This window comes from [Pseudomonas] carboxydohydrogena, from assembly GCF_029030725.1.
In the GTDB taxonomy this organism is placed as follows: Bacteria; Pseudomonadota; Alphaproteobacteria; order Rhizobiales; family Xanthobacteraceae; genus Afipia; species Afipia carboxydohydrogena.
Genome location: NZ_CP113162.1, coordinates 2,861,079 through 2,885,708 on the forward strand (window position 1 = coordinate 2,861,079; position 24,630 = coordinate 2,885,708).

Sequence of the window (24,630 nt, forward strand, 5' to 3'; positions counted from 1 at the left end):
CGCTTCGTGTCCTCAGCGAGTCCTGCAAGCGAACTTCTGAAACCACACTGGAATTATAGATTGCCAGTGTCCTTTCGAATCCGAAGTTCGCTACGGAAGGCGCTGTAATATGAGGCGAACTTCGGATTCGGGACACTAGCCGATGTCGCCCCTGCTGCGCTCCGGTATCATCGCTGCCGTCGCCACGCTGATCGCCGATCAGGCCTCCAAGCTGTGGCTGCTGCATGTATTCGACATCGGCCGCCGCGGCATGGTGCAAGTGACATCGTTCTTCGACCTCGTGCTCGCCTGGAACACCGGCATCAGCTATGGCTGGCTTCAGGACATGGGCGCGACGGGCCAGACCCTGCTGATGGCCGGCAAGGCGGTTGCCATTGTGCTGCTGGCGATCTGGATGGCACGCTCGCAGACCCGTCTCGCGGTGATCGGCCTCGGCCTCATCATCGGCGGCGCGATCGGCAACGCCATCGACCGCATCGCCTACGGCGCGGTCGTGGACTTCGCCCTGTTCCACATCGCGATCGCGGGAAAAACCTATAGCTGGTATGTATTTAACCTTGCCGATGCGGCCATTGTTGCCGGTGTCGCCGCCCTGCTATATGACTCGCTCATCGCCCCAGCCGCCGCAAAAACGCCCCGATAAATGGCGATACAGGCAGCGGCCGGTGACGCTTAAGTGACTGTGCTATCGCCACATTTCCTGTCGAAAGCTGGACGGATCACGATGATTTCCTTGCGCTCCGATGACACCTTCGCCGCCAAGCCCGCCCTCTCCAAGGCCGCGCTGACGCGCCTGTTCCGGGTCACCGGCATCGCCTGCGCGCTGACGCTCGCCATTGCCGCCAGCGCCGCTTACGCCCAGGACGATGAAGAGCAGCAGCCGGAAATGAGCTTCGAACACAAGATGATCGACGGCCTGCTGCGCGGTCTCGGTGGCCAGTCCATGGAAGACAACAACAAGGGCATCGTGTACCGCGAACGCTCCCCCCTGGTGATCCCTTCCAAGCTCGACCTGCCGCCGCCGGCATCGTCGAAGACACCGACGGCCGCGAACTGGCCCAAGGATCCCGACGTGCAGGCCCGCAAGGAAGCCATCGCAGCCAGCAATCAGCCCGGCCCGGACTGGGATCAAGCCAAGCGGCCTCTGATGCCGAGCGAACTCGCCAAGCGGCCATCGTCCAAGAAAAGCTCGACCGCCCTCACGGACGACCGTCCGGGAATGGACAACTCCAATTACAATCTGTTGAGCCCGTCGCAACTCGGCTTCAAGAACAGCATGATGTCGGACCTGTTTGGCGGCGGTAAGGGAGAAACCGCGAAGTTCGTCAAGGAGCCCGAGCGCAGCGAACTGAGCCAGCCGCCGGCCGGCTATCAAACCCCGTCGCCGAATTATGCCTATGGCGCGGGTTCGATGGAAAGCAAGACCAAGACCGAATACAATCCGATCTTCGACAAGCGCAATTAAAGTAGCTTCTGCGGGCCTGCGGTCAGATCCGCACATTGATTTATCGTAAGCTTGCGCCACGCGCCATGATCCCGCCATCTGGACGGCCCAGTCAGGGTTGTTCTTCGTATTGTTTCGGAGTCGATATCGGATCATGCGCGATCTCAAAATCATTTCCCGGCGCGAGGCATTGTGCGGCATCGCGCTGACCGCGACCGCCCTGACCTCACCGTGGCCTGCTTTCGCGGATACCGCGCCTGCCTCGAACCAGCCCTCGACGTTCACCATCGCCAACGGCCTTCAGGTCGTGGTCATTCCCGACCATCGCACGCCGACCGTCACCCAGATGGTCTGGTACAAGGTCGGCTCGGCCGACGAGACGGCGGGCAAATCAGGCCTCGCGCATTTTCTCGAACACCTGATGTTCAAGGGCACCGCGAAGCATCCCGCCGGAGAATTCTCGCAGAGCGTGGTGCGCGTCGGCGGCAGCGAGAACGCCTTCACCTCGTATGATTACACCGGCTACTACCAGAGCGTGCCGCGCGACAAGCTCGCGCTGATGATGGATTTCGAATCCGACCGCATGACCGGGCTGATCCTCAAGGACGAAAACGTCCTGCCCGAGCGCGACGTCGTGCTGGAAGAATACAATATGCGCGTCGCCAACAGCCCTGACGCCCGGCTGACAGAACAGGTGATGGCGGCGCTCTATCTTAATCACCCCTACGGCCGCCCGGTGATCGGCTGGCACGCCGAGATCGAAAAGCTCGACCGCGAGGAAGCGCTCGACTTCTACCGCCGCCATTACGCCCCCAACAATGCGACGCTCGTGGTCGCGGGCGACATCACGGCGGAGGACCTGCGGCCCATGGTCGAGGCGACCTACGGCAAGGTCGCGTCACAACCGTCGATCCCCGCCAAACGCATCCGCCCGCAGGAGCCGCCGCCGGCGGGTCCGCGCACGGTGACGCTGGCCGATCCGCGCGCCGAGCAACCTAATCTGCGCAGGCTTTATCTCGTACCGTCGGCGGTCACGGCAGCCGCAGGTGAGAGCGAGGCGCTGGAAGTGCTCGCGCAACTGATGGGTGGCGGCATTAACGCCTATCTGTTCCGCACTCTCGCGGTGGACCAGAAAATCGCGGTGAGCGCCAGCGCCTGGTATCAAGGCACGGCAATCGACCCCACTCAGTTCGGCATCGCCGCTTCGCCGAAGCCCGGCATCACCTTCGACCAGATCGAGCAATCGATCGACAAGGTGATCGACAAGATCGCGCGAAACCCGGTACCCGCCGAAGACCTCGAGAGCGCCAAGACCCAGTTGATCGCGGAATCGGTCTACGCCCGCGACAGCCAGAGCACGATGGCGCGCTGGTACGGCGCAGCCATCACCGTCGGCCTCACCGTGGCGGACATTCAAAGCTGGCCGGATCGCATCCGCGCGGTCACGGCGGCGCAGGTCAGCGATGCCGCGAAGAAGTGGCTCGACAAAAAGCGCTCCGCGACGGGCTATCTCATCAAGGAAACGCCTTCGCGCGAGGAGAAACGCTCGTGAGAATCGCCTTGAAACACATCGTCCGGACGGCCGCACTCGGCGCGGCACTCCTTGGCTTCGGCCATGCGCCCGCGATGGCCGCCGCTAAAATCCAGCGCGTGGTCTCGCCCGGCGGCATCGAAGCCTGGCTGGTGCAGGATGCGACCGTGCCGCTGGTGGCCATGCAGTTCGCCTTTCGCGGCGGCAGCGCGCAGGACCCCACCGACAAACCCGGTGTCGCCCAGTTGATGGCCGACAATCTCGACGAGGGCGCCGGCGATCTCGATTCCAATGCCTATCACGAACGGCTGGAGCGCCACGCGATCCAGATGAACTTCACCGTGACGCGCGATTACATTCGCGGTTCGCTGCGGATGCTGAAGGACAACCGCGACGAGGCGTTCGACCTGCTGCGCCTCGCCCTCACCGCTCCGCGTTTCGACGCCGAGCCGCTGGAGCGCGTCCGCGCGCAGACCATGTCGATCCTGCGCCGTGAATCGGTCACGCCCGGTTCGATCGCGAGCAACAAGTTCTTTGCCGCCGGATTCCCGAACCATCCTTACGCGCATGCCCCGCGCGGCACGCTGGCCAGCATCCCGGCCATCGGCGCCGACGATCTGCGCGCCTATCGCAAGAAGGTATTCGCGCGGGACGGGCTGAGTGTCGCCGTGGTCGGCGATATCGACGCCGATGCGCTCGGCAAGCTGCTCGACGCAACCTTCGGCACGCTCCCGGCAAAGGGCGATCTGGCCCCCGTGCCGGACGCGACCCTTGCCACCGGCGACGGCAGGATTTTCGTGCCTCTCGACGTGCCGCAGACCAACATCCTGTTCGGCGAGCCATCGATCAAGCGCGACGATCCCGACTTCATGGCGGCCTATATCGTCAACCACATCATCGGCGGCGGCTCGCTGTCGTCGCGGCTTTATCATGAGGTTCGCGAAAAGCGCGGCCTCGTCTATTCGGTCTCCACCTCGCTGTGGTGGATGGACAAGACCTCGATCTTCCTCGGCAGCACGGCCACCCGCGCTGACCGGGCCAACGAGACGGTCGACCGGATCTCCGCCGAGCTGAAGCGCATCGCCGACGAAGGCCCGACCCAGCGGGAGCTGGACGAGGCCAAATCCTACCTCAAGGGATCGCAACTGGTGGCGCTGGATTCCTCCACCAAGTTCGCGGGCGCGCTGCTGCAATACCAGCTCGACAAGCTCGGCATCGATTATCTCGACCGCCGCCCGGCCATCATCGATGCGGTGACGCTGGATGACGCCAAACGCGTTGCCAAGAAAATCTGGAGCCATCAGCTTCTGACGGTAAGCGTCGGCCGGCCGCCCGCGGAAGCCTCCACGCCCAAACCGATCAAGAACTAGGCCGTTTCCGTTTCGGCTGTGCTATCTGTGACCCATGATCCGGGTCACGCGCGATATCATTGTTGACGAGAGCTACATCGACATTTCGTTCGTCCGGGCCTCCGGTCCGGGCGGACAGAATGTCAACAAGCTCTCGACCGCGGCGCAATTGCGCTTCGATGTCGGTCGCCTCAATCTCGCCGCCGACACGCTGGCGCGGCTGCAAACCCTCGCGGGCCAGCGCATGACCAAGGACGGCGTGCTGGTGCTGCATGCCCAGCGTTTCCGCACTCAGGAGCGCAACCGCGCCGATGCCATCGAGCGCCTTGTCATCCTGCTGCGCGAGGCCGCCGTGCGGCCGAAGCCGCGACGCCCCACCCGGCCGACGCTCGGCTCGAAAAAACGCCGCCTTGACGGCAAGAAGCGCCGCTCCGACATCAAGGCCGGACGCAGCGCGCGATTCGACGACTAGGAAAATCGACACCCAACCTTGTGCGCAAGCGCAAAGGCGGCCTCCCTATTTGGACAAAACCTCCGTAAAATCCGCGCCATGCCCGTCCGTCAATTACCCGAACAGATCGTCAACCGCATCGCCGCCGGCGAAGTGGTGGAGCGGCCCGCGAGCGCGGTGAAGGAGCTTGTCGAGAACGCCATCGATGCCGGCGGCACCCATATCGACATCTTCACCGAAGGCGGCGGACGGCGGCGCATCGCCATCACCGACGACGGCGGCGGCATGACGCGCGGCGACCTCATGCTCGCGGTGGAACGCCACGCCACCTCCAAGCTCGACGACGAGGACCTGTTGCGTATCCGTACGCTGGGCTTTCGCGGCGAGGCGCTGCCTTCGATCGGCTCGGTCGCAAAGCTCGCGATCACCACGCGCCACGCCAGCGAACCACACGCATGGGCGCTCGAAGTCGATGCAGGCACGAAATCCGGCATCGCGCCCGCCGCGCTCGCCCACGGCACCCGCGTCGAGGTCAACGACCTGTTCTATGCCACGCCCGCGCGGTTGAAATTTCTGAAAACAGACCGCACCGAAGCCGAAGCGATCCGCGAAGTCGTGAGGCGTCTCGCGATGGCGCGGCCGGATATCGCCTTCACGCTCGCGGGCGAGGAACGCGCACCCGTCACTTGGGCGGCGGCATTGCCTGGTGCCCCGGGGCGGCTGACACGGCTTGGCGATATTCTTGGTAGCGATTTCCGAACCCACGCCATTGAGGTGCGCGCGGAACGCGAAGGCGTCGCCGTCGAGGGCTTCGCTGCCGCGCCTTCGCTGACCCGCGCCAACGCGCTCGGACAATATCTGTTCGTCAACGGCCGCCCGGTGCGCGACAAGCTCATTCTCGGCGCGGTGCGTGCCGCCTATTCCGATTATCTGCCGCGCGACCGCCACCCGATCGTGGCGCTGTTCGTCACGCTCGATCCGCAGGAGGTCGACGCCAACGTCCATCCGGCCAAGACCGAGGTGCGCTTTCGCAACGCAGGTCTTGTTCGCGCGCTGATCGTGCACGCGCTGAAAGACGGCCTCGCGCGCGAAGGCCGCCGCACCGCCGCCAATACCAACGGCGCGGCCATCACCACGGCCTTCCGCCGCGAGGACTTGCCGCGCGGCGGCTACGACTGGCGATCTTCGCCTGCCGCGCCGTTTGCTTCCCGTGCGTCTGAGATGACGTTTGCCGAAGCGCCGCAGACTGCTTTCGACGCTTATGCCCCAAGCGCGGACGCGCGCGGGCATGACGCGCCGCTCACCGAAGCCGTCAGCCAGCCGCTCGGCGCGGCGCGCACGCAGTTGCACGAGAATTACATCGTGGCGCAGACCAATGATGGCCTCGTGCTGGTCGACCAACACGCCGCGCACGAGCGCATCGTCTACGAGCGGCTCAAGGCGTCGCTGGAGAAGAACGGCGTGCAGCGCCAGATGCTGCTGATCCCAGAGATCGTCGAGATGGACGAGGCGATGGTGGAGAAACTTCTCGCGCGCGCGGATGAACTGGAGAAATACGGCCTTGCCATCGAATCCTTCGGCCCCGGCGCGGTCGCGGTGCGCGAAACGCCGTCGCTGCTCGGCAAGGCCAACGCCACCTCGCTGCTGCGCGACTTGGCCGAGCACATGGCGGAATGGGACGAGGCGCTTCCTCTTGAAAGACGACTGATGCATGTCGCCGCCACCATGGCCTGTCACGGCTCAGTGCGGTCTGGACGCATCCTGAAAGTGGAGGAGATGAATGCGCTCCTGCGCGAGATGGAAGCGACGCCGAATTCCGGCCAATGCAATCATGGCCGCCCGACCTATGTGGAATTGAAGCTCGCCGACATCGAAAAACTGTTCGGACGGCGCTGAGGTTACACCGCCCGCAGAAACACGAACTCTGTCTCGTGATAGGCGCGGCGTTCGAGTTCCTCGAAACCTTCCGGCGCCTTGAGCGCGGCCGACACGGCTTCCTCGACCACGAGCAGCGCGCCCGGCACGAGCCATTGGCCATCCCGCAATGAAACCAGCGCCTTTTCCGCAAGACCCTTGCCGTAAGGCGGATCGAGAAACGCCAGCGTAAACGGCTCCATCGGATGCGCGGGGCCCAGTTGCGTGGCATCGCGGCGATAGACCTTGGTCACGCCGCCGAGGCCCAGCGCCTCGACATTATTGCGCAACAGCGCGCGCGCCTCCGCGCCGTTATCGATGAACAGCGCGAACGCCGCACCACGCGACACCGCCTCGATGCCGAGCGCACCGGTGCCCGCGAACAGGTCCAGCACCCGCGCATCCACGGCGGGGTTCTCGTAAGCGTGCATCAGGATGTTGAACACCGACTCGCGCAGGCGGTCCTGCGTGGGCCGGATATCTTTCGACGCAGGCGCTGCGATGTTGCGGCCCCGGAGCCGCCCGCCGACGACGCGCATCCTTAGTCCTTCGGCTTCAGATCGCGCTTGCCGTGATAACCGCGTTTGGCCTTGCGCGGCGGGCCATAACCGTTGGCTTCGGCCTCGTTGCGCGCGCGCTTCTCGTCGCTGCCGGTGCGCTGGACCACCACGGTGCGGCCCTTGCGGTCCTCGATCTTGGAGCGCTTGATCTTCTTGTTGTCGGCCTTGCTGCGCAGCGGCGTGCCGTCGCGGCCCACCTTCGGGCCTTCATCCTCGCGCGCGGGCTTGTCGAACTGCGCGCCCGACAGGGCCACGATCTTGTCGCCAAGCTGTTCGCGCAGCACCCGGCTCTTGATCTCCTCGACCTGCCCTTCCGGAATTTCACCGAGTTGGAACGGGCCATAGGACACGCGGATCAGGCGATTCACCTCGAGCCCGAGATGCGCCATCACGTTGCGCACCTCGCGGTTCTTGCCCTCGCGGATCGCGAACGTCACCCAGACGTTGGCGCCCTGATCGCGTTCCAGCGTCGCATCGATCGAACCGTATTTGACGCCATCGACCTCGACGCCGTTCTTCAGTTCATCAAGCTGCGCCTGCGTCACCTCGCCATGGGCGCGAACGCGATAGCGCCGCAGCCAGCCGGTGTCGGGATGCTCGAGCGCGCGCGACAGGCCGCCATCATTGGTCAGCAACAGCAGACCTTCGGTGTTGAAGTCCAGACGGCCGATCGAGATCAGGCGCGGCAAGCCTTCCGGCAGATGATCGAACACAGTGGGGCGGCCTTCGGGATCGTCATGCGTCGTCATCAGCCCGCGCGGCTTGTGATAGAGGAACAGCCGCGTGCGTTCGCGCTCCGGCAACGGCTTGCCGTCGATGGTGATGACATCGCGCACCGTCACATCGAGCGCGGGCGAATTGATGACGCGGCCGTTGACGGCGACGCGCCCCTGCGTGATCCATTCCTCCGCATCGCGCCGCGAGCACAGTCCCGCGCGCGCGACGGCCTTGGCGATGCGCTCGCCGGTCTTGTCCTTGTTCGGCTTGGCGCGCGGCGCGCGCTTGTCCGACTCCGCAGGCCGCTCGCGATAGGCGCCACGGCCGCCGAACGCCGGACGCTTGGCGAAGATTTTCGAATCGTCCTCGTTGTCGCGGCGCGGGCGCTCGCCACCTTCGTTGCGCGGATGCTCCTGCCAGGCGTTGCGGCGGGGGGCGCGGTCCTCGCCGTCACGCTCGAAGCGCGGGCGGCCAAACCCCTCGCGCTTACGCTCGAACCGCTCGCCGCCTTCCGGGCGATCCTCACGCGAGCGCGAAAAACGCGGGCGGTCACTTGCTCCGCGATCGTCGCGACGCGGCGCGCGCTTCTCCCACGGCTTCTCGTTGCTGCGATCGTTGCGATCGCCGAAATCCTTGCGCGGGCCGCGAGACGGTCCCCGCTCATCACGGTTGAAACGCGGGCGTTCGTCACGCTGCGGGCGATCATCGCGACTGAAGCGCGCGGGGCGCGATTCACCGCGCGGGCCGTCATTGCGGAAACCTTCGCCGCGCGGGGTGTACGACCGCTTCTCACCGAACTTCTTGTCACCGAATTTCTTGTCGCCGTATCCACCGGAGCGGCTGGGGCGCGCATCGCTGCGCTCGCCACGCGGCGCACGGTCTTCGCGCGGCTTGAACGAACGCCCTTCGCCGCGATTACCTGCGCCGAATTCCTTGCGCGGACCAAACTCCTTGCGCGGACCACGGGCCGGACGATCCCCGCGGTCTTCGCGCGGCTTGAACGAGCGGCCTTCGCTCCTCTCGCCACGCGCGGGACGATCATCCCGGTCAAAACGCGGACGCGGGCGGTCGCCGTCCTTGCGGAAACCCTCGCCTTTGGCCGCATAAGGCCGCTTCTCACCGAAGCTGCGCCCGCCCGGTTTTTTGTCGCCGAACTTCTTGTCACTGAACTTCCGCTCGCCGCGAGGCGCGGATGAGCGCGCGGGCCGCTCGTCGCCAAAGCGACCCCTGCCCTTGCTCTCCCCGTCGCGGCCACGTCCCGGGGGACGGCCGCGCGAGCCGGAGCCGCTTCTGTTGTTTTTATCGTTGTCGCGGGGCATGTAAGGTCTCGCTTGAGGGGCGCGCCGGGCGCGGAAAGCCGGGTCCGAACGGCGGCGTTCCCCTCGTCAGGGCCGCCCGTCGCCAAAACCGGTGGATTGAGGGCGCTCTCATAACAGACTTCAGCGCGGGACACGAGGGATGACGGCACAAAGTTTCATGGATTTGGCCCTGAAACAGGCCGAAATCGCGGCTTTGAGCGGCGAAGTGCCGATCGGCTGCGTCGTGGTCCATGACGGCACGGTGGTGGCGCAGGCGGGTAACCGGACCCTGACCGACCGCGATCCGACCGCGCATGCCGAAATGGTCGCGCTGCGAGAGGCCGCGAAAAAGCTCGGCCGCGAACGGCTGACCGATTGCGATCTCTACGTGACGCTGGAGCCCTGCACGATGTGCGCGGGCGCGATCTCGCATGCCCGTATCAGGCGGCTCTATTACGGCGCGCTCGATCCGAAAGGCGGCGCGATCGACAGCGGCGTGCGGTTCTTCGGCTCCAAGACATGCCATCACGTGCCGGATGTCTATCCGGCTGTCGGAGAAGAACAGGCGGCGGCGCTGCTGCGGAATTTCTTCAAGGCACGGCGCTGAGCACTGCTCTCCTCACAGATCCACAGTCATCGCCTCGTGCGACATCCGCAGGCCGATGCGCTCGTAGAATCGATGCGCGGCGGTGCGGCGCTTGTCGCTCTTGAGTTGCAGGGAGCGGCAGCCGCGCTCGCGCGCGATGCCCATGATCGCCTGCATCATCTTCTCGCCGATGCGCTGGCCGCGTAGCGCGCGATCGACGCGCACGCCCTCCGCCTGTGCGATCCACGCGCCCTGATACGACAGGCCGGGCAGGAAGGTGAGTTGCACGCAACCGACCGCGAAGCCGTTCTCGTCCCAGACATAAAGAACATTATTGTGGTCCGCAGCGATCGCATCGAACGCCGCCTCGTAGGGTGCCAGTCCCTTGGACATGTCCTCCCGGCCGTGCGCCAGATCGTCGTCCAGCAGCAATTGAAGAATCCGCGGGACCTCATCGCGTCTGGCTTTACGTAACGGCATTACCCCTGCTCCCGCTTGATTGCCTGCCAGCCGATGTCACGGCGGCAGAATCCTTCCGGCCATTGAATCCTGTCGATTGCCTGATAGGCGCGGCGCTGCGCCTGCCCGACACTCTCGCCGATGGCCGTCACGTTAAGCACGCGCCCGCCATTGGCAAGGATGCGCGCGCCGTCGGCCTTTGTTCCGGCGTGGAATATCTCCACGCCCTCGGTCCTTGCGGCCTCATCGAGGCCCGCGATGACCGAACCCTTCGCATAATCGCCCGGATAGCCCTTCGCCGCCATCACCACGGTCAGAGCCGATTCCGGATACCAGCGCAGATCGAAATGCTGAAGTTCGCCATCGACCGCCGCCATCAACGCCGGCACCAGATCGGACATCATCCGCATCATCAGCACCTGCGTTTCCGGATCGCCGAAACGGACGTTGTATTCGATCAGCTTCGGCCCATGGGGCGTGATCATCAATCCCGCGAACAGCACGCCCTTGTAGGGCATGCCCTTGTCCTTCATCGCGCGCAATGTCGGGCGGATGATCTCGTCCATGGTGCGCGCGATCATCGCGTCCGTCATCACCGGCGCGGGCGAATAGGCACCCATGCCGCCGGTGTTCGGTCCCTTGTCGCCATCATAAGCGCGCTTGTGGTCCTGCGCGGTCGCGAGCGGCAGCGCGTGTTCGCCGTCGCACAGCACGAAGAACGAGGCTTCCTCGCCTTGCATGAATTCCTCGACGACGGCTTCCGCGCCCGCCGACGAGAACAGCGCATCGAGCGCGGCGTCCGCTTCGGCAAGCGTCATCGCCACGACGACGCCCTTGCCCGCCGCGAGCCCGTCCGCCTTCACAACGATGGGCGCTCCCTTCTCGCGGACATAGGCTTTCGCCGCGGCGGCATCCCTGAAGCGCTCATAGGCGGCGGTCGGAATATCGTTCGCCTTGCACAGATCCTTGGTGAAACCCTTGGAACTCTCGAGTTGCGACGCCGCCCTGGAGGGACCGAACGCCTTGATGCCCGCCGCCGCCAGATCGTCGACGATCCCGGCCGCGAGCGGCGCCTCCGGCCCGACGACGACCAGATCGACCTTGTTGGCCTTGCAGAATGCGATCACCGCCGCATGATCGGCGACATCCAGCGCGATGCATTTGGCCTCGCGCGCGATCCCGGCGTTGCCCGGCGCGCACCACAATTTCGCCAGCTCCGCCGAGGCCGCTATTTTCCAGGCCAGCGCATGCTCGCGCCCGCCGGAGCCGATCAAGAGGATATTCATGGGAGAAGGTCGAACCGCGGTTTATCGAGTGGAAAAACAGACTATCATGGGACTTCCTCACAAGACCAGATTCGATTACCGATGAGCAAAGCCGCCGAACAATTATCCAATGCCACGGAATTCACCGTTTCCGAGCTGTCTTCGGCGCTAAAACGCACCGTCGAGGACACCTACGGGCACGTCCGGGTGCGCGGCGAGATTTCGGGGTTTCGCGGGCCCCATGCCTCCGGCCATTGCTATTTCGCCCTCAAGGACGAGAGCGCCAAGATCGAGGCGGTGATCTGGAAAGGCGTCCACGGCCGGATGAAGTTCAAGCCGCAGGAGGGCCTCGAGGTCATCGCCACCGGCAAGCTCACGACCTATCCCGGCTCCTCGAAATATCAGATCGTGATCGAGGCCATCGAGCCCGCCGGGGTCGGCGCGCTGATGGCCCTGATGGAGGAGCGCAAGAAGAAGCTCGCCGCCGAAGGACTGTTCGACGAGGCGCGCAAGCAGTTGCTGCCATGGCTGCCGGAGGTGATCGGCGTCGTCACCTCGCCCACCGGCGCGGTGATCCGCGACATCCTGCATCGCCTCGAAGACAGGTTTCCGCGTCGCGTGCTGGTGTGGCCGGTGCGGGTGCAGGGCGAAGGCTCGGCGGAGCAGATCGCCGCCGCCATCGAAGGGTTCAACGCGCTTGAGGAAGACGGAAAAATTCCGCGCCCCGATTTGCTGATCGTGGCGCGCGGCGGCGGTTCGCTGGAAGATTTGTGGTCGTTCAACGAGGAGATTGTAGTGCGCGCGGCGGCGGCCAGCATGATCCCGCTGATCTCCGCCGTGGGCCACGAGACCGATATCACGCTGATCGATTTTGCCGCCGACAAGCGCGCGCCAACGCCCACCGCCGCCGCCGAAATGGCGGTGCCGGTCCGCGCCGATCTCGCCATCGAGATTTCCTCGCTGGCGCGCCGCTCCTTCGCCTGCTGGCAGCGCGGCCAGGAAAACCGGCGCTCCGAATTGCGCAGCGCGGCGCGCGGCCTGCCGAGACTGACCGACCTGCTCGCGATCCCTCGCCAGCGGTTCGACCGCGCCGCCGCGCAACTGCCGCGCGCGCTCCGCGCCAACACCCATGTCTATGACCGCCGCCTGTCGATGATCGCGGGCCGTCTCACCGTCACCACGCTGCGCGGCCAGATCGCGCGCGCGAAAGATCAGGTCAACCGCCTCTCCGAAAGCGCGCGGCGATGCTCGCAACAATTCATCGCCTTGCGACGCACCCGTATCCAGCACAGTGCGCAGATGCTGGCGGCGCTATCCTACAAGGGCGTGCTGTCGCGCGGCTTCGCGCTGGTGCGCGATGAAACCGGCCTGCCGTTGCACCACGCGGCACAGGTCGGCGCGGGCGAACACATCAGCATCGAATTCGCCGACGGCCGCATCGCGGCCACCGCTCACGACACGCCAACTACTGCGAAGAAACCGGCAAAGCCCGCCAAACTCGCCACGCCGGACACAAAGAAGGTTCAGGGCGATCTGTTCTGACGCCGAGCCAGATTGCCGGTTGACCTCGCCTTTCCATGGCCTATCTGTGGTACAGTCCTTGTGCCCGATCGGATTGCCGGGGCGGGCTTTCGGGAGAATTCATCTTGTTGAATAAATTCGGGCCGTCCGGCCGTGGCGAAGCCAAGGTCGAATATCTCGACGGCGACTTCCGCATTCTGTCTCCGGGCACCTATGTGGTGTGCGCCGTGACCGGCGATCACATTCCGCTGGAGGAACTCGCGCTGTGGAGCGTGGACCGGCAGGAGGCCTATGCAACCCCGCAGGCCGCGATGGAGCGGACCTTTCCCGGTTCCGTGAAGAAAAAAACCTGAGGGTCTATTGGCGCGCCTGCCGCGCCCGGCGCAGGCGCTCTTTCAGGAAATCCTCGAGCGCGCCCTCATCCTCGATCCGCAGCGTCACCGGAAACGGAACGATCCGCGCGGCATAAGCTGCAAGCGCGGGATCGCCTTCGAGGCGGGCCAAATCCTTTTCCGTCGTCACAAGGGTGAGCGCATCCGCCCCCGCCTCGCGCGTTAGCGCATCGATGTCGTCAGCCGTGAATGGATGGTGATCGGCAAACGCGCGTTGTGAGACCACCTCGATGCCGTGCGCGCGCAGCGTCGCAAAAAACCGAGCCGGATCGCCGATCCCGGCAAAGGCCAGCACGCGCTTGTTCCGTAACCGCACGACAACCGATTCATCCGGCACGAACGAAGCCCGCAACACGAGGCCGCCACGCTGCACCACGCCCTGCGCGACATCGTTCGCGGCATTGCCCTCGCCGATCACAATCAGCGCGTTGGTGCGCGCGATCTGCCCGGCAAGCGGTGCGCGCAGCGGCCCCGCCGGAAACACGCGGCCATTGCCGAGCCCGCGCGCGGCGTCGATCACGACCACCGATGCATCCTTCTCCAGCGCCGGATTCTGAAATCCGTCATCGAGCAGGACCACGCTCGCGCCTTCGCCCCTCGCCAGCTCCGCGCCCGCGACGCGGTCCCGTGCGACGATCACCGGAACATGGCGCGCCATCATCTTCGGCTCGTCGCCGACCTCGGCCGCGGAATGGTCCGAAACACGCACCGGCCCGGCAAGACTGCCGCCATAACCGCGGCTGACCACGAACGGCGTCTCGCCAAGCGCGCGCAGCATCTCGGCCAGCCGCAGCGTGGTCGGCGTCTTGCCCGCACCGCCGAGATGGTAGTTGCCGACGCAAATCACCGGAACAGCCGCGCGTGCGCCCTGACGCGCCATGCGCGCGCCCGTCACCGCGCCATAGATCGCGGCAATGGGCGCGAGCAGCAGCGAGGTAAGCGAGGGCGATGCGTACCAGAAATCTGGCTCACGCATCGGCTGCCCCCTGCTCGATCCGCATCTGCAACAGATAAGGTTCCAGCGCCGCCATCGTCTTGTCGACAGCGCCGCCGAGCCGCACGACCACGTTTTGCGCGGACGCGGCAAGGCGATTGCGCGCGATCGGATTGCCGAGCAGATGACGCAGCAGCGTTACGAATTCCTCGGGATCGCGCGCGAGCAGCGCGCCCTCCTCGCGATCGAGCTGGGCATAAATATCCTTGAAGTTGAACACATGAGGCCCATGCAGAATCGCGGCATCGAGCTTGGCCGGTTCGATCGGATTCTGTCCGCCGTGTGGAACGAGCGAGCCGCCCATGAACACCACCGGCGCGATGCGATAGAACAACCCGAGCTCGCCCATCGTGTCGGCAACATAAATATCCGTATCCGCCGAAGGCAGATCGCCGCGCGAACGCAACTGCACCTGCAAACGGGAGACGGCGGCCAACTGCGCAATGGCCGGCCCGCGCTGGGGATGACGGGGCACGATGACCGTCAGAAGCGAGGGAATATCCCTGGCCAGACGCCGATGCGCATCGATGATGATCTCTTCCTCGCCGGGATGGGTCGAGGCCGCGACGAAAACCGTCCGCCGTCCCGTCGCCGCTTTCAGCCGGTCGAACCTTTCGGGATCGGCGGGCAGCGCCTTGATGTCGAGCTTGAGATTGCCCGAGGTCATGACATTGGGGCTGCCGAGCGCGGCGAAGCGTTCGTGATCGATGTCGGATTGCGTCAGACACAGATCGAAGCACGACAGCAGCGCCGCGATGGTGCCGCGCGCCTTGCGCCAGCGCGGGAATGAGCGCGGCGACATCCGCCCGTTGATCAGGACGAGAGGCAACCGCCGGTCGGCAGCCGACAGCAGCAGGTTCGGCCAGAGATCGGATTCGATGAACAGCGCGAGCCCCGGCTTCCAGTGATCGAGGAAGCGCTCGACGAAAGCCGGAACATCGAAGGGAATGAACTGATGAATGACGTCGGGAGGAAAGCGCCGCGCGACGATCTCCGCCGAGGTGCGCGTGCCCGAAGTCAGAAGAACACGCAGATTGAGCGCGCGCAGCCGGTCGATCAATTCCGCCGCCGCAAGCACCTCGCCGACGCTGGCGCCATGAATCCAGACCAGCGGCCCCGGCGGCCGCGCCACGCTCGCGATGCCCCGGCGTTCATCGATTCGCGCGGGGTCTTCCTTGCCCTGCCTCAGCCTGCGTCCGATCAGAAGGCCCGCCAAGGGCGCCGCCAAAGCCGAGGCTCGCCGGTAAACACCAAGCGTCACCGGCAGGGCGTCAGCCATTGAGACCCTCATCGGGATGACCGACCCGCGTATAGGCGAGACGGTTCACGGCATTGAGCGCACCTTCAAGCTGCTGGCGCAGAGTTTCCATCGCGGCGTCGTCTGCATCCGCCGGCACATGGATCAGTTCGCCTGCCGCCATGATGCCGCGCCCGAACGGCAGGTTGATCACCGAGCGGTCCCAGTTGCTCAGCCGCTTGAAGCGGCTGGTCGCGATCGCCACCGGCAGGATCGGCCGCCCGGATTCACGTGCCAGCATGATGACGCCGAGCCCGGCCTTGCGCGCAACCTTCGGCACGTCCGCCGTCAGCGCCATGTTGATGTTGCTGTCCAGCGTGCGCAGCATCGCCTTGAACGCCCCCACGCCACCCTTGCGGTGAAACTCGGAGCCGTGATCGCCGGAGCCGCGCACGGTGCCGACATCGAGCCGTTCGGCGGCGATCGCATTGATCTCGCCGTCGCGGTGACGCGAGATCAAAACCTTGGCGGGATATTTCTTCTTCTTCAAGAACGGCATCATGAAATGCTGTCCGTGCCAGAATGCGACGATCACCGGCATATGATGCTCGGCCTGCTCGTACACATCCGGCGGATCGTATTCGAACCTGTTGGTCCACCATACCAGGCGCAAAAACTCGGCCGCGAGGAAACCCGCAGTCTGCTGCACCCAGCCGGCTCGGCCCAGTTTACGAAGCGACAAGTTCAATGTCCGGTTTTCGAATCGTGTCCGGGATCGAGCAGACGGTGAATATGCACAATGAAATAGCGCATGTGTGCGTTATCGACGGTTTGCTGCGCCTTCGCCTTCCACGCCTGATAGGCGGTGGCATAGTTCGGGAACAGGCCTACCGTCTCGACCTTCGACAAATCCTTGAAGGTCGTGTCATCGAGGGCGGAGACCTCCCCACCGATGACGAGATGAAGCAATTGAGGCGGTGCGGGATCCGGCATGATGGCCCCTAGAAACACGGACCGGCGCGGTAATTCAAGCCTCAAATAGGCGCATTGGCATTAAAAACCGGCTTGTGGGAAAGGGCTTCCAAAAGGTGCCGATGCCGGGACTGGCCAGCCGCCATCAGGATGCCGTGGGCCACTTCGGGGCCGTTGTAGCGAAGGTTTTCGCCGGTCAACTCGGTCATGGCCCCTCCCGCTTCGCTGATAATCAGGTCGGCGGCGGCGATATCCCAGTCGCGGCTATGGCCGCCCGCAAAGGCGGCGTCGAGGGCCCCATTGGCGACACGGCACATCCGCAGCGCGAGCGAACCGATCCTCGGATACCCGGCGGTGCCGCCCGAGATTTTCGCCACGCGATCGAGGATCGACTGCGGCGCGGCAATGCGCGTCAGATCGAGGTCGGTGCCGCGCGCGGCATTGATCGCACTGGCGTTGAGGGTCGCTCCCTTGCCGCGTTCGGCCAGATAGAATTCATCGCTCATCGGCGCATAGACACACCCGAGCACGGGAACTCCATGTTCGACCAGCGCGACGCTGATCGACCAGTCCTTGCGCTTGTTCAGGAACGCACGGGTGCCGTCGATCGGATCGACCACCCAGACGCGGGGCTTGTCGAGCCGTGCGAGATCGTCGGCGCTTTCCTCCGACAGCCAGCCGTAATCGGGGTTGAAAGAGCGCAACCGCTCCTCGAGGAAATGGTTGACCGCGATATCGGCGTCGGAGACCGGCGACGAACCGCCCTTGATCCAGCTTTTCACATCGGTGCCGAACATTGCGGCCGCAAGCCGTCCGGCCTCGCGCAGCGAGCCTGCGAGAAGCGCCGCCTCGGCCGCAAGCTGGTCGTCAGCGCCCGGCAATCGTCAGCCCCTCGATCCGCACGGTCGGCGAGTTCACGCCATACTTGAAGACGAGATCGTTCGCAGGCCGCATCGACTTGAAGATATCGAACAGATGCCCCGCAATCGTGACCTCGCTCACCGCATAAGTGAGTTTGCCGTTCTCGATCCAGAATCCCGAAGCGCCGCGGCTGTAATCGCCGGTGACGCCATTGACGCCCGAGCCGATCAGATCGGTGATGTAGAAACCTTCCTTGATGTCGGAGATCAATTCTTCAGGCGTTACGTCACCGGGCTCGAGATGCAGATTGTAGGCACCGGGCGACGGCGATGACGAGACGCCACGGTGCGCATGGCCGGTCGTCGCCATGCCAAGCTCGCGCGCGGTCGCGCAATCCAGCAGCCATGTGGTCAGCACGCCCTCGTCCACGATGGCGCGCCGCTTTACCGTCACGCCTTCCGCATCGAAGGTCTGCGAGCGCAGGCCGCGCACCCGCAGCGGATCGTCGATGATGCGGATGCCGCCATCGAACAATTGCTGTCCGAGCTTGTCCTTGAGGAAGCTGGTCTTGCGCGCGACGGACGCGCCATTCGCGGCCCCGATCAGATGCCCGATCAGCGATCCCGCCACGCGCGGGTCGAACACCACCGGCGCCTTGCAGGTCGCAACCTTGCGCGGATTGACGCGGGCGACGGCGCGCTCGCCGGCGCTGCGCCCGATCTCGTGTGGCGCGGCGAGATCCGAGCCGTGGATGGCGGAGGTGAAATCGTAATCGCGTTCCATTCCGGTGCCTTCGCCCGCGATCGCGGTCATCGAGAGCCCCTGACTCGAACGCAAGTAAGCGCCATGAAATCCGGTGCTGGTCACAAGAACCATGCCGCCGATGCCGGACGAGGCCGATGCGCCGCTGGATTTGGTCACGCCTTTCACCGCAAGCCCGGCCTCCTCGGCCTCATGGGCCCGGCGTTCGAGTTCAGCGAGCGACGGCACGTCGCGGTCGAGCAGATCGAGGTTCGGAAAATCCTTCGCAAGCAGCGCCGGATCGGCAAGGCCCACGAATGCATCCTCCGGCGCGACCTTCGCCATCGCCACCGCGCGCGCGGCGAGCGTGGCAACATTGTCGCCGCTGATGTCGTTGGTGGAGACCACAGCCTGCCGCTTGCCGACCAGTACCCGCAGGCCGACATCGTCACCCTCGGAACGCTCCGATTCCTCGACGCGCCCGTCGCGGATTTCGACGCCCTGCGACACGCCACGCACCGCCACCGCATCGGCAGCATCCGCGCCCGCCTTTTTCGCGGCCTCGACGAGGCGCTGCGCGATATCGGTGAGCGCGCTCTGGTCGAGCAGATCGGAGACGGATGAAGATGAAGCGGCGCTGTTCGGGGAAGGGGAAGCCAAAGATGCTGCGTTTGGTGAAGAGTTCACGAACGAAATCCTGCCGCTTGGGTTGACACGCGTTAGGGATGGAGATGTGCCTGTTTGGCGCGGACTGCAAGCATTCCATCGCAGAACTTACAATATTTCTCGAAAGCGCAAGGTCTCGTCAATCATGTCGGCCAACCTCTTATCAAGCATGCGAATCGAAGCGATGCGCGCAACATCCGATTAACCAGCCTTCTTAAGCGAATTCGGAGCCGCGCCTGACATTCTCCCCGCATCGACCGGGAACATAATCCCGGCGGGGAGATAAGAACGTGAGGCGTCAATACGGACTAAGCGGGACTCAACCCGCATCCGGGTCGAGCCGCGATCTGCGGCTCGACCCTCTTTCCCTGCCAGCCCGTTTCGAGGCGCGCGACGGCCGCGCCGACGGCGGATCGCGGCAGATCGAAATCAACCAAGAGCGCGTCGTGGTGCGCCGCATGGTGCGCGGCATGCGCATGACGCTGCAATTGCGGGTACCGGAATTCCTCGGCATCGCGCGGCGGCAGACCGAGGACGCAGAAGCCCTCGTGCTGATCCATCGCGATCCCTCTCTGTCCGTACCGCTGCTTCTGACCACCGATGCCGATGAGATCGAACGGCAATGGCCGGTGTGGAGCGACGTGCTGGCATTGCCGCAGGTCGAGGACGAAGGCGAATCCGCGGGCGAACCCGCGCCGCGCCGCCGCCGTCACAACGTCATCCGCATCCGCAGGCCGCGCTTTCTCACGCGCCGCAAGGCGGGACGTCCGGCATCGGAGCCGACCATGCATCGCGGCGAACGCGAAATCATCGCCCGGAATTGAAAAAGGGAGGCGGACCTAACTCCAGGTCCGCACCAGCGCGTCGATCACAAGGCCCGCGAACAGCAGCAGACCGGCATCGCGATTGCCGCGAAACAGGCGCAGGCACAGCGGCGAATCCGCAATGCGCAGACGGATGATTTGCGACGACAGATGCGCCGCGAACGCCGCCAATCCCAACCAGGCGAGCAAGCCCGCACCCGCCGACCACAGCGCGACACCGATCAGGGCTACAGCCAGCGCATAGAACAACGCGAGCCAGCTTCGCGTATTTTTCCCGAACAGCAGCGCGGTCGATTTCACGCCGATCAGCGCATCATCCTCGGTGTCCTGATGGGCATAGATCGTGTCGTAGCCGATCACCCAGGCGATCGAACCCGCATAGAGCCATAATGCGGCGGCATCGATCCGCGCCAGGATCACCGCAAAGCCCATCAGCGCGCCCCACGAAAACGCAAGGCCGAGCACCGCCTGCGGCCAGTAGGTGATGCGCTTCATGAAAGGATAGACCGCAACCACGATCAACGACGCGATACCCGTCGCCACCGCGAACCAGTTGAACTGCAACAGCACGCCAAGGCCGGTCAGCAATTGCAGCGCGAGAAACACCGCAGCCTGCTTCGCCGTCACCTGTCCCGCGGGAATGGGGCGCGAGCGCGTCCGCTCGACCTTCGCATCCAGATCGCGGTCGGTGATGTCGTTCCATGTGCAGCCCGCGCCACGCATCACCAGCGCGCCGACGGCGAACAGGATCAGCGTTGAGGGCAGATGCGAGAGATCGTCCGCGACACCGGCCGCGAGCGCCGCCGACCACAGGCACGGCATCAGCAACAGCCACGTCCCGATCGGCCGGTCCATCCGCGCCAGCCGCAGATAGGGCCGCGCCCACAACGGCGCATAGGTATCGACCCAATTCGCCGTCGCATCGGCCACGGGCGCGCTGAAATCGGTCATGGGAGATGAAACCATCCGGCCCGGGAGGCCGATGAGAGCCTAGCGCGCCAGCACATTGCCGCTCAGGGTGTCGAAGGTGGAGCCGCCGTTGCGCTTGGTCGGCTTCGCCTCAGGCAATTCAGTGGTAGCGCCGAGCGCTTCGCTGAGGCTCATCGCCCCTCCTCCGCGCGGTGCGTGAGCCTGCTGCTCGGCGGCATTACAGACCTTCACGCGCATCTGCTCGGTGCCCTTGTGGCCCTGAGCCATCTGCTGAGCGACCTGAGCGGGAATGCCGCAGCGCTGCGAGTTGGCCTTGATGTAATTGATCATCTTGACTTCTGACTGCGCGAAGGCGCCAATCGCCTTGCAGGCCTCGCTCGCGGGCGCCTTGCGCTTGCCGAGCGCCTTGATGACCTCGGCGCGCTTTTCGGCCTCCTGCTTCAGCGGCGTGAAGCCCTTCATGCAATCCGCCTGATTGCCGCCACCCGGCCCGGCCGCTGACGGAGATTCGGCCGGCGCGGAGAATCCCTGCCCCATCGGGGCCACGCCCTGAGACGGAAATGCGAGCGGCGTGTTCATCGGCTTCATCGGCGCGTTGCCGCTGATCGGCGGGAATGCACTCGTATTCGCCTGCTGCGGCGCGGGCGCGGCCGCCTGTCCCGGCAACGGAGCTGGGAATGCCATCTGCGCGGACGCAGGCGCTGATCCAACCGAGGCAAGCGCGCAGGCCGAGACGACGGCCAATGTCCAACGCGGCAAGCAAGATGAGATCACGGCATTCCTCCGGCTGCGGCTTTCGCCTGCGCCTGCTTTTACGATTCCGGGTCAGCCTTAACAACCCGCCGAATCAGGCAATAGCGCGGCGCTTGGGCGCATTTGACCCCCGTTTCGGTGAATTCGGCGGGTTTTCTCGCCCGGTTCCATGCTCTAAAACACCGGCGGTTTGATGATGCAGCGCGATTTCAAAAGCCCCCGCCTGTTCGTGGATGCGCCGCTCGATGCGGGCGGCCGCATCGCGCTCGAACGCGAGCAGGGCCATTATCTCGGCAACGTGCTGCGGCTCGGGGCCGGTGACAGCATTCTGGTGTTCAACGGCCATGACGGCGAATGGCGCGCGCAGATCGAAGGCCGCAAGCGCCCCGAACATCTCGCCTTGACCGAACAGACCCGGCCGCAGGAGACGCCCTGCGACCTGCATCTCTTGTTCGCGCCGCTCAAGCACGCCCGGCTCGACTACATGGTGCAGAAGGCCGTGGAGATGGGCGCAAGCCTGCTCGCGCCGACGCTCACGCAATTCACGCAGGTCTCCCGCGTCAACACGGAGCGGATGCGCGCCAACGCGATCGAGGCCGCCGAGCAATGCGGCATCCTCAACCTGCCCGGAATCGATGAGCCGCAGCCGCTCGCGCGCCGCCTTTCGGAGCGCGACGGCCAGCGCCTGCTGATTTTCTGCGACGAGGCCGCGCCGCAAGCCGATCCGCTTGCAGCCTTGGGGGCGGAGGCAGGCAAGATAAAAGGCCTCGACGTGCTGATCGGGCCGGAGGGCGGCTTTTCGGAGGAGGAGCGCGCGTTGCTGCTGCGCCAGCCCCGCCTGGTGCGCCTTTCGCTCGGCCCGCGCATCCTGCGGGCCGATACCGCCGCCGTGGCCGCGCTGGCGCTGGTTCAGGCCGCGCTGGGCGACTGGAGACAGCCCGAAGGGGCGGATTCCCGTTAAGGCACTTTGAGTTTCCCCATCGAAACCCGGGCCTTACCGTGTTAAACGGCTGCAAAATTGATCGTTTACGGACTTTCCGATGAATACCGCTCCCACCTCGCCCGTGACCGGGTCCGCCGCCCGGGCGGATGCCCTGCTGTCGGCGTTCGCAGGCGCCGGCTACGAGCAGGCCGCGCCCGCGATCCTGCAACCGGCCGAGCCGTTCCTCGACCTGTCCGGCGAGGACATCCGCAAGAGCCTGTACCTCACCACCGATCCGAACGGCGAGGACCTGTGCCTGCGCCCCGACCTCACCATCCCGGTCGCCCGCGACTACCTGGCCTCGCGCCGCGCGGGCCAGCCGGGAAATTTCTATTATCTCGGCCCGGTGTTCCGCTTTCGCGGCGGCAAGCCCAGCGAATTCATGCAGGCAGGCGTCGAATCCTTCGGACGCAGCGACCGCACGGCAGCCGATGCCGAGATGATGGCGCTGGCGCTCGAGGCGACCTCCGCTTTCGGTGTCCGCGATCTCGATATTCGCAGCGGCGACGCGGCGCTGTTCATGGCGCTGATCGATGCACTCAAGCTCGCGCCGGTGTGGCGGCGGCGGCTGGTGAAATGCTTCAACCGCAAGACCAGCATCACCGCCGAGGTCGAGAACCTGACGCAGGGCGCGGGGGCGAGCGACTATGAAGGCGTACTCGCGGCGCTCGCGGGCTCCGACCGCAAGGCGGCGCTGGCGCTCGTCACCGATCTGATGTCGATCGCGGGCACCGAGAATGTCGGCGGCCGCACCACCGCCGAGATCGCCGACCGCTTCCTCGAGCAATCGACCCTGAAGGGCGGCACGCTGCCGCGCGAGACGCTGACGCTGATCGAGCGCTTCCTGACCATTGCGGGCGAGCCCGACGAGGCGCTGGCGCAATTGCGCAACCTCACCGCCGACGCCGGGATCAATATCAACACGGCGCTCGACGAGTTCGAGAGCCGCATCGGCTTCATGGCGGCGCGCGGCATCGACACCGGCAGAATCGCGTTCGCGACATCCTTCGGGCGCGGCCTCGATTACTACACCGGCTTCGAGTTCGAGATCAGGCGCAGCAACAATGGCGGCGAACCGCTGGTCGGCGGCGGCCGTTATGACGATTTGCTGACGCGGCTCGGCTCTGCTTCTCCCATTCCCGCCGTCGGATTCTCGATCTGGATCGACGCGCTCGCCAAGGCGGGAGACGCCGCATGAGCAATCCGTTCGTTCTCGCAGTCCCCTCCAAGGGCAGGCTTCAGGAAAACGCCGACGCGTTCTTCGCCCGCGCGGGTCTTACGCTCGCCAAGCCGCGCGGCGCGCGCGACTATCGCGGCACCATCGTGAGCCTCGACAACGTCGAGATCGCCTATCTCTCCGCCAGCGAGATCGCGGCGCAACTCGCGCGCGGGCAAATCCACCTCGGCATCACTGGCGAGGATCTGATCCGCGAAAGCATCGCCGACGCCGACAGGCGCGTGATGCTGATCGAGTCTCTCGGCTTCGGCAGCGCCAATGTGGTGGTCGCCGTGCCGCAGGCGTGGATCGATGTGCGTACCATGGCCGACCTCGACGACGTCGCAACCTCGTTCCGCGTCAAGCACAACCGCCGCATGCGGGTTGCTACCAAATACATCAACCTGACGCGCCACTTCTTCGCGCTGCACGGCATCGTCGATTATCGCATCGTCGAGAGCGCGGGTGCGACCGAAGGCGCACCCGCGAGCGGTGCAGCCGAACTGATTGTCGACATCACCACGACCGGCGCGACGCTGGCCGCCAACGGCCTGAAGGTGCTCGACGACGGCACGATGCTGCGCAGTCAGGCCAATCTCGTCGCCTCCCGCGCCGCCGACTGGACCGCGGAGGCGCGCGAAACCGCGCGCGTCATTCTCGATCATATTGCCGCCCGCGCCCGCGCCGCGAAATACAAGGAAGTCCGCACCCGGCTCGCCAATTGCGACGATGCGTTGCTGACCGAGATTCACGACCGCTTCGGCGCCGTCGCACCGTTCGGCGGTCCCGCATCGTCCGGCATCCTGACGCTGCACTGCCCGCCCGCGCAGCTTTACCCGCTCGGCAGCCTGTTGCGCGCGCGCGGCGCGGACACGGTCAGCATCGGCTCGCTCGATTACGTGATGGCCCGCGACAATCCGTTGTTTTCGCGGCTCGAAGCCTTTCTCGGAACATGAGACGCGACATG

Annotated in this window: 25 protein-coding genes; 13 read left to right on the top strand and 12 right to left on the bottom strand. The window is 65.2% G+C overall.

Annotation, left to right across the window (positions count from 1 at the left end; translation table 11 throughout):
• The first annotated feature begins 142 nt into the window (after nt 1-142).
• The 6 genes from lspA (at nt 143) to mutL (ending at nt 6,671) form a co-directional block, all read left to right on the top strand.
• A complete protein-coding gene (gene lspA / locus AFIC_RS13855) occupies nt 143-643 on the top strand; it encodes a signal peptidase II (RefSeq protein WP_275246804.1) in 501 nt (166 codons plus the stop codon).
• Between the two features lie 81 nt (nt 644-724).
• On the top strand, nt 725-1,465 hold the full coding sequence (locus tag AFIC_RS13860; protein ID WP_275246805.1) for a hypothetical protein: 741 nt from the start codon (nt 725-727) through the stop codon (nt 1,463-1,465).
• Between the two features lie 133 nt (nt 1,466-1,598).
• Nucleotides 1,599-2,996, top strand: a complete 1,398-nt coding sequence (locus tag AFIC_RS13865) for a M16 family metallopeptidase (RefSeq protein WP_275246806.1) — start codon at nt 1,599-1,601, stop codon at nt 2,994-2,996.
• Nucleotides 2,993-4,345, top strand: coding sequence for a M16 family metallopeptidase (locus tag AFIC_RS13870; protein WP_275246807.1), 1,353 nt, complete (start codon nt 2,993-2,995; stop codon nt 4,343-4,345). Before AFIC_RS13865 ends, AFIC_RS13870 begins: the two co-directional genes overlap by 4 nt.
• Nucleotides 4,346-4,379: 34 nt before the next feature.
• The gene (gene arfB, locus AFIC_RS13875; protein ID WP_275246808.1) at nt 4,380-4,796 is read left to right on the top strand and encodes an alternative ribosome rescue aminoacyl-tRNA hydrolase ArfB; all 417 of its coding nucleotides are present in this window, start codon (nt 4,380-4,382) and stop codon (nt 4,794-4,796) included.
• A gap of 78 nt (nt 4,797-4,874) precedes the next feature.
• Entirely contained in the window at nt 4,875-6,671 is a 1,797-nt protein-coding gene (gene mutL, locus AFIC_RS13880; RefSeq protein ID WP_275246809.1) for a DNA mismatch repair endonuclease MutL, read from the top strand.
• A 2-nt stretch (nt 6,672-6,673) separates the two neighbouring features.
• Here the strand turns inward: mutL and rsmD are convergent, their stop codons facing one another.
• Both rsmD and AFIC_RS13890 read right to left on the bottom strand, forming a co-directional pair.
• Nucleotides 6,674-7,228, bottom strand: a complete 555-nt coding sequence (gene rsmD / locus AFIC_RS13885; RefSeq protein WP_275246810.1) for a 16S rRNA (guanine(966)-N(2))-methyltransferase RsmD — start codon at nt 7,226-7,228, stop codon at nt 6,674-6,676.
• A gap of 2 nt (nt 7,229-7,230) precedes the next feature.
• The gene (locus tag AFIC_RS13890) at nt 7,231-9,285 is read right to left on the bottom strand and encodes a pseudouridine synthase (protein ID WP_275246811.1); all 2,055 of its coding nucleotides are present in this window, start codon (nt 9,283-9,285) and stop codon (nt 7,231-7,233) included.
• Nucleotides 9,286-9,424: 139 nt separating this feature from the next.
• On the opposite strand from AFIC_RS13890, the gene AFIC_RS13895 reads away from it, so the two are divergent.
• Entirely contained in the window at nt 9,425-9,871 is a 447-nt protein-coding gene (locus AFIC_RS13895) for a nucleoside deaminase (RefSeq protein ID WP_275246812.1), read from the top strand.
• Between the two features lie 12 nt (nt 9,872-9,883).
• On the opposite strand, the gene AFIC_RS13900 is transcribed toward AFIC_RS13895, so the two are convergent.
• Entirely contained in the window at nt 9,884-10,330 is a 447-nt protein-coding gene (locus AFIC_RS13900; RefSeq protein ID WP_275246813.1) for a GNAT family N-acetyltransferase, read from the bottom strand.
• A complete protein-coding gene (gene purD / locus AFIC_RS13905; RefSeq protein WP_275246814.1) occupies nt 10,330-11,595 on the bottom strand; it encodes a phosphoribosylamine--glycine ligase in 1,266 nt (421 codons plus the stop codon). Before purD ends, AFIC_RS13900 begins: the two co-directional genes overlap by 1 nt.
• Before the next feature lie 81 nt (nt 11,596-11,676).
• Between purD and xseA the strand changes: the two genes are divergently transcribed.
• Entirely contained in the window at nt 11,677-13,116 is a 1,440-nt protein-coding gene (xseA, locus tag AFIC_RS13910; protein ID WP_275246815.1) for an exodeoxyribonuclease VII large subunit, read from the top strand.
• Nucleotides 13,117-13,220: 104 nt separating this feature from the next.
• Complete coding sequence (locus AFIC_RS13915) at nt 13,221-13,448, top strand: DUF2093 domain-containing protein (protein WP_275246816.1); 228 nt, start codon at nt 13,221-13,223, stop codon at nt 13,446-13,448.
• Between the two features lie 4 nt (nt 13,449-13,452).
• Here AFIC_RS13915 and lpxK read toward each other — a convergent pair whose 3' ends face one another.
• The 6 genes from lpxK to AFIC_RS13945 are packed head-to-tail and all read right to left on the bottom strand — an operon-like array spanning nt 13,453 to nt 18,952.
• A complete protein-coding gene (lpxK, locus tag AFIC_RS13920) occupies nt 13,453-14,463 on the bottom strand; it encodes a tetraacyldisaccharide 4'-kinase (protein WP_275246817.1) in 1,011 nt (336 codons plus the stop codon).
• Nucleotides 14,456-15,760: a 3-deoxy-D-manno-octulosonic acid transferase gene (locus tag AFIC_RS13925; protein WP_275246818.1), complete on the bottom strand. Its 1,305-nt coding sequence runs from the start codon at nt 15,758-15,760 to the stop codon at nt 14,456-14,458. Before AFIC_RS13925 ends, lpxK begins: the two co-directional genes overlap by 8 nt.
• Nucleotides 15,753-16,466 carry a lysophospholipid acyltransferase family protein gene (locus tag AFIC_RS13930; protein ID WP_275246819.1) on the bottom strand — a complete coding sequence of 238 codons (714 nt, stop codon included), beginning with the start codon at nt 16,464-16,466 and terminating at the stop codon, nt 15,753-15,755. Before AFIC_RS13930 ends, AFIC_RS13925 begins: the two co-directional genes overlap by 8 nt.
• Complete coding sequence (locus tag AFIC_RS13935; protein WP_275246820.1) at nt 16,463-16,711, bottom strand: DUF4170 domain-containing protein; 249 nt, start codon at nt 16,709-16,711, stop codon at nt 16,463-16,465. The genes AFIC_RS13930 and AFIC_RS13935 overlap by 4 nt, the downstream gene beginning before the upstream one ends.
• 41 nt (nt 16,712-16,752) lie before the next feature.
• Nucleotides 16,753-17,571: a 3'(2'),5'-bisphosphate nucleotidase CysQ gene (locus tag AFIC_RS13940; RefSeq protein WP_275246821.1), complete on the bottom strand. Its 819-nt coding sequence runs from the start codon at nt 17,569-17,571 to the stop codon at nt 16,753-16,755.
• A complete protein-coding gene (locus AFIC_RS13945) occupies nt 17,558-18,952 on the bottom strand; it encodes a TldD/PmbA family protein (protein ID WP_420833398.1) in 1,395 nt (464 codons plus the stop codon). Before AFIC_RS13945 ends, AFIC_RS13940 begins: the two co-directional genes overlap by 14 nt.
• Before the next feature lie 296 nt (nt 18,953-19,248).
• On the opposite strand from AFIC_RS13945, the gene AFIC_RS13950 reads away from it, so the two are divergent.
• Nucleotides 19,249-19,782 (top strand): DUF6101 family protein, encoded by a 534-nt coding sequence (locus tag AFIC_RS13950; protein ID WP_275246823.1) that lies wholly within the window; start codon nt 19,249-19,251, stop codon nt 19,780-19,782.
• A gap of 15 nt (nt 19,783-19,797) precedes the next feature.
• Here AFIC_RS13950 and ubiA read toward each other — a convergent pair whose 3' ends face one another.
• Together ubiA and AFIC_RS13960 are read right to left on the bottom strand one after the other, a co-directional pair.
• The gene (ubiA, locus tag AFIC_RS13955; protein ID WP_275246824.1) at nt 19,798-20,733 is read right to left on the bottom strand and encodes a 4-hydroxybenzoate octaprenyltransferase; all 936 of its coding nucleotides are present in this window, start codon (nt 20,731-20,733) and stop codon (nt 19,798-19,800) included.
• A gap of 39 nt (nt 20,734-20,772) precedes the next feature.
• Nucleotides 20,773-21,486 carry a hypothetical protein gene (locus AFIC_RS13960; RefSeq protein WP_275246825.1) on the bottom strand — a complete coding sequence of 238 codons (714 nt, stop codon included), beginning with the start codon at nt 21,484-21,486 and terminating at the stop codon, nt 20,773-20,775.
• A 172-nt stretch (nt 21,487-21,658) separates the two neighbouring features.
• Here AFIC_RS13960 and AFIC_RS13965 point away from each other — a divergent pair, with 172 nt between their 5' ends.
• The 3 genes from AFIC_RS13965 (at nt 21,659) to hisG (ending at nt 24,619) form a co-directional block, all read left to right on the top strand.
• Entirely contained in the window at nt 21,659-22,426 is a 768-nt protein-coding gene (locus AFIC_RS13965) for a 16S rRNA (uracil(1498)-N(3))-methyltransferase (protein ID WP_275246826.1), read from the top strand.
• Between the two features lie 79 nt (nt 22,427-22,505).
• Nucleotides 22,506-23,645, top strand: a complete 1,140-nt coding sequence (locus AFIC_RS13970) for an ATP phosphoribosyltransferase regulatory subunit (RefSeq protein WP_275246827.1) — start codon at nt 22,506-22,508, stop codon at nt 23,643-23,645.
• Nucleotides 23,642-24,619, top strand: coding sequence for an ATP phosphoribosyltransferase (hisG, locus tag AFIC_RS13975; protein WP_275246828.1), 978 nt, complete (start codon nt 23,642-23,644; stop codon nt 24,617-24,619). The genes AFIC_RS13970 and hisG overlap by 4 nt, the downstream gene beginning before the upstream one ends.
• The last annotated feature ends 11 nt before the right edge of the window (nt 24,620-24,630 follow it).